7 protein-coding genes and 1 pseudogene are annotated in these 7,705 nt (G+C 41.9%); 2 read left to right on the forward strand and 6 right to left on the reverse strand.

From position 1 onward, the window contains the following. The coding region (locus L654_RS0119540) for an FAD-binding protein (protein ID WP_024608825.1) at window positions 1-348 on the forward strand (348 nt) is incomplete at its 5' end. A gap of 141 nt (window positions 349-489) precedes the next feature. Here L654_RS0119540 and asnS read toward each other — a convergent pair. Then, on the reverse strand, window positions 490-1,887 hold the full coding sequence (gene asnS, locus L654_RS0119545) for an asparagine--tRNA ligase (RefSeq protein ID WP_010552735.1): 1,398 nt from the start codon (window positions 1,885-1,887) through the stop codon (window positions 490-492). Between the two features lie 297 nt (window positions 1,888-2,184). Between asnS and L654_RS0119550 the strand changes: the two genes are divergently transcribed. Then, entirely contained in the window at window positions 2,185-2,619 is a 435-nt protein-coding gene (locus tag L654_RS0119550) for an ATP-binding protein (RefSeq protein ID WP_007586798.1), read from the forward strand. 90 nt (window positions 2,620-2,709) lie between these two features. Here L654_RS0119550 and L654_RS0119555 read toward each other — a convergent pair whose 3' ends face one another. The 5 genes and pseudogenes from L654_RS0119555 to L654_RS0119575 all read right to left on the reverse strand — a co-directional run. Further along, window positions 2,710-3,729: an ABC transporter ATP-binding protein gene (locus tag L654_RS0119555; RefSeq protein ID WP_024608826.1), complete on the reverse strand. Its 1,020-nt coding sequence runs from the start codon at window positions 3,727-3,729 to the stop codon at window positions 2,710-2,712. A 14-nt stretch (window positions 3,730-3,743) separates the two neighbouring features. Then, complete coding sequence (locus L654_RS0119560; protein ID WP_024608827.1) at window positions 3,744-5,243, reverse strand: iron ABC transporter permease; 1,500 nt, start codon at window positions 5,241-5,243, stop codon at window positions 3,744-3,746. Beyond that, entirely contained in the window at window positions 5,243-6,283 is a 1,041-nt protein-coding gene (locus L654_RS0119565; protein WP_024608828.1) for an extracellular solute-binding protein, read from the reverse strand. The genes L654_RS0119560 and L654_RS0119565 overlap by 1 nt, the downstream gene beginning before the upstream one ends. Continuing rightward, window positions 6,284-7,101, reverse strand: a pseudogene (locus tag L654_RS01000000126450) (hypothetical protein). A gap of 170 nt (window positions 7,102-7,271) precedes the next feature. Next, window positions 7,272-7,705: aminotransferase class III-fold pyridoxal phosphate-dependent enzyme (locus L654_RS0119575; protein ID WP_024608829.1), on the reverse strand; the 434-nt coding region annotated here is incomplete at its 5' end.

The following is a 7,705-nucleotide window of genomic DNA, read 5'->3' on the forward strand; positions in this document are numbered from 1 at the left end:
ACTGTGGTTATATCGGGTGGTCGCGGTATGCAAAACGGTGAAAACTTTGCACTACTTAATGGTATTGCCGATAAACTCGGTGCTGCGATTGGTGCGTCGCGCGCAGCGGTTGATGCAGGCTTTGTACCTAACGACATGCAAGTTGGGCAAACAGGTAAAATTGTAGCACCTAATTTATACATTGCAGTAGGTATTAGCGGTGCTATTCAGCACTTAGCCGGTATGAAAGACTCAAAAGTAATCGTCGCGATTAATAAAGACCCTGACGCACCTATTTTCCAAGTTGCAGATTACGGGTTAGTGGCTGACTTATTTGAAGTACTGCCACAGTTAGAGAGTGCTTTATAGCGCTTAATTAAGCAAAATTTATTCTGGTTGAAAGCCGTGGTGCTCTTTGAGTGCTGCGGCTTTTTTATTCGGTAAATTAAAGACACAAAAAAACCAGCCAATTGNGCTGGTTTTTAGTATTTATAAACGGCTAACTTAGTATTAGTAAGTTGCGCTGCCTTTAGTACGAGGGAAGGCAATAACGTCACGTACGTTGCCCATACCTGTTACATAAGCAACTAAGCGTTCAAAGCCTAAACCAAAGCCTGAGTGCGGCACGCTACCGTATTTACGTAAATCGCGGTACCAGCTGTAATCTTCTTTGTTTAAGCCCATTTCTTCTAAGCGTGCATCAAGTACATCAAGGCGTTCTTCACGTTGTGAACCACCAATGATCTCACCAATACCGGGTGCTACAATGTCCATTGCGGCAACGGTCTTACCGTCTTCGTTTTGGCGCATGTAGAATGCTTTAATGTCACGTGGGTAGTTTTTAATAACTACCGGTGCTTTAAAGTGCTCTTCAGCTAAGTAACGCTCGTGCTCAGACTGTAAATCTACACCCCATTCAACAGCGTACTCAAACTTTTTACCACAGTTTTTAAGGATTTCTACTGCTTCAGTGTAATTTACCTGCGCGAAGTCTTTTTCTACAAATTCTTCCAAACGCGTAATTGCGGTTTTTTCTACACGTTGTGCAAAAAATTCCATGTCATCACGGCGCTCTTCAAGTACGGCTTTAAACACATACTTAAGCATATTTTCAGCAAGTTTTGCGATGTCTTCTAAATCAGCAAACGCAACTTCAGGCTCTACCATCCAAAATTCTGCAAGGTGGCGTGATGTATTTGAATTCTCTGCACGGAATGTTGGGCCAAACGTGTAAATTTTTGACATTGCAGAAGCGTAAGTTTCGCCATTTAACTGGCCAGATACAGTAAGGAATGCTTCTTTACCGAAGAAATCTTCGCTGTAATCAACTTCGCCTTTGTCTGTAAGCGGTAAGTTTTGCATATCAAGCGTAGATACACGAAACATTTCGCCAGCGCCTTCACAGTCACTTGCTGTAATAATTGGCGTGCTGATCCAGTAAAAGCCTTGCTCGTGGTAAAAACGGTGAATAGCTTGTGCTAAACAGTTACGTACACGAGTTACCGCGCCAATCATATTTGTACGAGGGCGAAGGTGAGCGTGCTCACGTAAGTACTCAATGCTGTGGCGCTTTGCCGACATTGGGTATGAATCTGGGTTTTCTACCCAACCTAATACAGTCACTGTATTAGCTTGAATTTCGTAAGATTGACCTTGACCAGCAGATTGTACTAAAACACCAGTAACCGACACAGAACAACCGGCTGTTAAGCTAGTAACTTCATCATAATTATTCAGTGAATTAGGAACTACCGCTTGAATAGGATCAAAACACGAACCGTCATGAACGGCTAAAAATGAAATTCCTGCTTTTGAATCGCGGCGAGTACGGATCCAGCCCTTAATTGTTACTTGGCTGTCTACCGCAACATTGCCTTTTAATAGCTCTGAAATCGCTAAATGGCTCATCTTCACTCCAATGATATAAGTTGCCTAACTATTTTATTTTAACTGTGCGCAGCACTCGGGCATAAATTGCACATAAACGGCGCTGCACTTGAACCCTGTATCTTACCTAGTAAAGTTGAATAAAAAAACTATTGTGGGCAACTCTTTAAAAGTTTTTATGCATGCGGTTTATTTTTAAACAGTTTTTAGAGTTTAATTGCTACTATTATGATTTGTTGCTCTTAAATTTAATGATTTTGTGGCATTATTAACAAACAAATCAAATTACTATTTATTCACACTTAAAAAATCGATGCTATGAAACAAGTTTTTATTTTACGAGGACTACCAGGAAGCGGTAAGTCTTACTACGCGCAAAGCCTTGCTGACGAATTAGGTGGAGTTGACGAAAGCCAATACCTAATCTGCTCAACTGATGATTACTTTATTAATGAGCAGGGCGAATATCATTTCGATAAATTTAAATTGTCGCAATTTCATAATTTAAATTTAGCGCGCTTTATAAATGCACTTGCTCAAGGTATGCCATTGGTAATTGTAGATAACACCAATATTAAAAAGTGGGAATTTATAGCTTACACTCAAGCTGCTGTTGCTTTAGGTTATCAAGTAAAAGAAGTGATAGTGGGTGAAGTGAAAGACAAATCAATGCAGCACTTATATGCTAAACGTAACTCGCATAATGTCCCGCTTAAAACAATAAGCAAAATGGCCTACATGTTTGAGTGGTAGTGCTTCGAATTTAGTTAGTAACATACATAGCAATACCTATTAAAAAGCCCATATATATGGGCTTTTTGGTTTATGTAAGTAAAAAAGTAGTTAAGCTTCTTGTTTATAAACCGCTAGTGGGTGCGAGGTACTTAGTGATACATGCACTTCGTCGCCAGGGTTTACCACAACTTCATGGCTTACTCGACTAGTTACAACAGTAGAGCACGCAAGTTTTACAGCGCACAAGCGGCTGCCACCNCCTTCAAAACGTACCCAAATTACTTCGCCGTTATTGCCAACACTGCTTTGTACAAGTAACACATCGTCTGGTCGAAGTAGTACATCAACGTCGCCACTTTCACAGTCAACGCCATGAGCTGGCGCATTACCAATTGAGGTAGTGGCTTGTCCTTGGCTAAATTGGCCGCTAATAAAGCTAGCTTCACCTAAAAAACGTGCCACAAAGCGATTGTTTGGGGTACTAAAGCAGCGCTCGGGTGTATCGATTTGCTGAATTTTGCCGCCTTTAAGTACACCAACACGATCGCCAACTGAGAGTGCTTCTTCTTGGTCGTGTGTTACCCAAATCGCAGGCACGCCAGCGGCTTTAAGTGCGTTTCTAATATCCCAACGAAGCATGTCTTTAAGGGCTGCATCTAAGTTAGAAAGCGGTTCATCAAGCAAAACAAAGTCAGGTTGGTGGGCTAGGGTGCGCGCAAGTGCTACACGTTGCTTTTGTCCGCCAGAAAGTGTTGCTGGTTTTTTATCTCTAAAATCGCTCAGTCCAAGTAGGTTTATCCAATACTCAGCAGGGGCTGTATCTTTTAATCTAAAGCAAATGTTTTGCTGTACGGTTAAGTGCGGAAATAACGCAAAATCTTGAAACACCATACCTACACTGCGTTTTTCAGGAGGTATTGTTAATTTGGGTGTAGCGCGCCATTTACCCGTGTTTATTTCGCCTTCGCTAATAGGTATAAGGCCAGCAAGGGCTTGTAAAATTGTACTTTTACCACAACCTGTTGGCCCTACAAGCATAAGGATTTCGTTTTCACCTAGCGATAAGTTTAAATCGCTTACTACGCGGTTACTGCCATAATCTATAGACAACTGACTTACAGATAGCATTGTTTCTTAAATCCTTAATGTTCAAACTGGTTGCGTTTTTCGCCAGACATCATAATAGCTAACCCGCAGGCAGATATCACTACTAACAATAATCCTGGAATAGCGGCGCGACCAAAATAGCCCGCTTCGTATACACGCCATAAATATGTAGAAAGGGTTTCAAACCCTGTTGGGCCAAGTAATAGCGTGGCTTCGAGTTCGCGCATTGACTCTAAAAACACCAGTGCTGCACCGGCGATAATACCGCGCATAGTTAAAGGCAGTGTTATACGAGTAAATACTTCACGTGGGCTTGCCCCTAATACGCGCGCAGACTTTACTAAGCTTGGATCTAAGTGTTCGGTGCTTGTTCTAACAGAGCCTACAGCAAGTGGTAAAAATCGCAGCATATAAGCAATAATAAGCAATCCCAGTGTTTGGTATAAAAACGGTAACTGCAAACCACCGTAAACAAGCGCTGTGCCCATTACTATACCCGGAATACCAAAACCAAAGTAAGTAACACGTTCCATTATACGACCCGCTTTTCCACTCAGTGCGGCATGTGCAACGGGGATCGCAACGATAACGGCTACAATTGCCGCAATACCCGATGCATACGTAGAGTTCCACGCAATATTAAAATCAAATGAGCTAAAACCATCACGAGCTAACCAAAGCGAAAATATAGCCAAAGGCAAGCCAATAGCGAGTAGCAAAACAGGTGCAAACGTAACAAACATTGCACTTAACTGTAATTTGCTTGGGAATAAAATTAACGGACGACCTTGGCGCTCAGGGGCTGTTTTTATTTGTGATTCTACTAAAAGTAAAAAGCCAACAATAACCATCAGTTGAAGCGAAAGCATGGCTGCGCGCCCTAACGCAAAGGCATTGTATTCAACGTAAATTACGCGGGTAAACGTATCTAAGCGCATCATTGCGGGCGTGCCAAAGTCTGATAACGTATAAAGGGCGACTAACAATGAGCCTGCTGCAATACCGTTAACTACGCGCGGTAATATAACTTTAAATACGCTTTGCGTCATCGACATACCTAGCGTTCGTGCAGCGTTAACCATGCTTGCATCAAGGCTTAAAAGCGATGAGCGAGTTGTCATCATTACAAACGGGAAGGTATAAAGCGTCATCACAATGGCGGCACCTGTTAGGCCATACATTGATGGTGTTTCTATTCCTGTTAAGGTATTTATTTCGCCACCGGGGCCAAAAGCAGCATAGAGGGTAAAGGCGCCAATATAACTGGGAATTGCCAGCGGCGCTGCAAATACAACCAGCCAGAGTTTTTTAAATGGTAAATGTACATATGCGCTAATAAACGCCAGTGGCACACCAATTAAAATAGATCCGAGTACCGTTAAACCCATTAACGATAGGGTGTTTCCTAAAATTTTTAGATTGTGGGTGTCAAACACTGAGCTTGCATCGCTTGCAAGCACTATTAATACATAAACAGGGGTAAGCGCAACAAGCGCTGCAAGCAGCGCCATTGGATAAGAGGCAGGTATTCTCATTACAATACGCCGCTGCTACGCATCAAATCTATAGTAGGGCGTAAATCAGCAAGCTGTGTTAAATCTACTTTAGGTGGAGAAATATTAGCAAGTGACGGTAGACCCTCAGGTTGGGTAATACCATTTACTAACGGAATTTCGTACGCTTCACTGGCTAAGTAACCTTGTACTTCTTTACTTAGTAAGTAACGCATAAAGTTAGTAGCAAGCGGATCATCGTTAAGCGCTAATACACCCGATGCATTAACTAAACAGCCAGCATCATTTTGTGTAAATGCTAAATCAAGCTTAGCATCAGGCTTGCCTGATTTTAAACGCAATGTGTAATAATGATTAGCAAAACCAATATCAACTTCACCGCGTTCAACGCCCATAACAACACCTAATTCACCAGCGTATGTTTTAGCACGTTTTTTAATCTTTTTAAGCCACTTAGCAGTTTTGTCGTCGCCTTCTAAAATTCGCATTGCGGTTACAAACGATTGAAAAGAAGCGTAGGCGGGCGCCCAACCAATACTTAAATCGCTCTCGGCAATTTCCATAATACTTGTTGGAATTTGATCTTTAGTTAAACGCGACGTGTTATATGGCAATGTACGAATACGGCCAGTTACTGGTGCCCACTCTTTATATCTAAATTGTGGTTGTAACTGAGCAGATAAATCACCTGGGATAGGTTGTGCAAGACCTGCATCGGTTACCAAACCTATAGCGCCTGAATCAACCGCCCAAAATAAATCAGCGCGGCGAACACCGGCTTTAGCTTCTGCAACAATGGTATTCGCTAAAGCAGCAGTAGGACCTCGGCGTATACCGAGTTTAAAGTCTGGATTTTTTTTCTGGATTGCTTGTAATACGTTTTCATACAAACCACCTTCGCCTCGGCCTAAATAAAGGGTTAACTCACCTTTAAGCTTTGGTAAATCATCAACAGAAACTGGGTTTGCTATATCAGCGGCTAGCGCACGAGAAAGAGGCAGTGGCAATGAGCCAACCACCCCTAACGCAGCTAGGCCTTGAATAAAGGTCCTACGCTTCACTTAAAATACATCCTTACGGGCTTTTTCTGCTTTTTCTATAAGCGTTTTAGCGCGGTCTAATTTTGTTTGCATATCACTGATCACATCGCGTACTTCATCTACGCTTTTGCTGTTTTTAATTGCTAGTGGCAGTGTTACGTTAAAGTCTTTTTCCAGCACTTCAACTAGGTTAGCGTCTTGCTCAATAAGTGTACCTTCAACGCCTTCAAACAGGTGTAGGTAAGTGTCATGAACAATTTCAGTTGCTTCGTCTTGTAAACGCTCAGCAAATTTAGCTACTACACGGTCTAATTTGTGCTTAATTTCATCAATTGTGGCACTTTGTGTCATTTCTTTTGTAGCGGTTGCTTTTACAGTGTCTAACAAGCCTTTTTGCTGGAATTTTGCAGCAAGCTTAACAGCCCCAAGACCTTGCCACAAGGCTATGTTCATCGCTTTTTGTTGTTTACGAACTTCCTCAGCAGGCTGCTTATTATCAATGGCCATTTTTACGCCATAAAGACCCTGCCAAATAGAAGCGTATACCGGTACAAAGTTAGTTTCTATTGCGCTGTGAAACTTAACTGATTCCCAATATTCAATTAAATCATCAGTTTTTACAGATTTTGCGCCTTTAGTATCGTAGTCGCTTACCATGGTATCAACTTTGCCTACCATCCATTCTACTTCTTCTGCGTAACTTTTAAGGTTAGCTTGAAGATGATTAACATGCTCGCCAATAGGGCCGTTAGCTAATACTGGTTGAGCCATAAACGCCGAGGCTAGNCTAGTAAAAGGCTTGCACCTAAAGTTTTGGCTGGTTTAAATAGTAATTTCATAGCAAAGAAGTCCAAAAGGTAATTGTAAATGATAGCCATTATCATATAGTTTATGCTTAGCGAGATCAATAACCACAAACTCGCTTAATAGATAAAAACACTAAATGTAGCGGTAGGTTACAGTAAATAGCGCTATAACCTGTATTAAGGCTAGTAATTGAGACCGGCTATTAAGCGTAATGCTTGCCTTTGATGGCATTGTAAATGGCATCACACAGTGTTTTTATACTGGTGTCGTCACTTATATACGGTGGCATAAGGTAAATTAGTTTACCGAATGGGCGTATCCATACGCCTTGCTCTACAAAATAGGCCTGAATTTTAGCAACATCAACATTGCCCGCAGCATCGTTTAGCTCAACAACACCAATAGCACCTAAGGTACGTACATTGGCAACCGCATCTAGCTCGCTGCATTTATTAAGTTGCTGTAGTTGGGTGTTTATTTGCTTTATTCGTTGTTGCCAGTTTTGCTCAAGTAATAAATCAATACTTGCGCAGGCTGCTGCACAGGCAAGCGGGTTGCCCATAAAAGTGGGGCCGTGCATTAAAACACCTGCTTCACCTTCGCTTATGCCAATGGCTATTTTATTGCTAGTGATAG

Source organism: Pseudoalteromonas sp. TAB23 (assembly GCF_000498075.1).
GTDB lineage: Bacteria > Pseudomonadota > Gammaproteobacteria > Enterobacterales > Alteromonadaceae > Pseudoalteromonas > Pseudoalteromonas arctica.

Coding starts and splice junctions, on each gene's coding strand:
- L654_RS0119560 (WP_024608827.1), bottom strand. CDS start 5,243: ATGAGAATACCTGCCTCTTATCCAATGGCGCTGCTTGCAGCGCTTGTT.
- L654_RS0119550 (WP_007586798.1), top strand. CDS start 2,185: ATGAAACAAGTTTTTATTTTACGAGGACTACCAGGAAGCGGTAAGTCT.
- asnS (WP_010552735.1), bottom strand. CDS start 1,887: ATGAGCCATTTAGCGATTTCAGAGCTATTAAAAGGCAATGTTGCGGTA.